This window comes from Microcoleus sp. AT8-B5 (assembly GCF_036705565.1).
Lineage (GTDB): Bacteria > Cyanobacteriota > Cyanobacteriia > Cyanobacteriales > Microcoleaceae > Microcoleus.
Map to the genome: position 1 here is coordinate 1 of NZ_JAUBUY010000038.1, position 315 is coordinate 315.

A 315-nucleotide genomic window follows, 5' to 3' on the forward strand; every position below is an offset into this window, starting at 1 on the left:
AGTTGGACTTGTAGTCGGTGTGGGAGTTGGACTTGTAGTCGGTGTGGGAGTTGGACTTGTAGTCGGTGTGGGAGTTGGACTTGTAGTCGGTGTGGGAGTTGGACTTGTAGTCGGTGTGGGAGTTGGACTTGTAGTCGGTGTGGGAGTTGGACTTGTAGTCGGTGTGGGAGTTGTAGTTGGTGTGGGAGTTGTAGTTGGTGTGGGAGTTGTAGTTGGTGTGGGAGTTGGAGTTGGTGTCAGAGTTGTGGTGACTGTAGATGCGTTGTTGCCTGGAGTGGGGTCAGCGGTAGTTGAGGTACTTCTGGCGGTGTTGGT

At 53.3% G+C, this 315-nt stretch carries 1 protein-coding gene; it reads left to right on the plus strand.

Annotated features, from left to right (window positions below; all coding sequences use genetic code 11):
* A partial coding sequence (locus QUB39_RS22070; RefSeq protein WP_333485161.1) for a hypothetical protein occupies positions 1–315 on the plus strand: 315 nt, incomplete at both ends.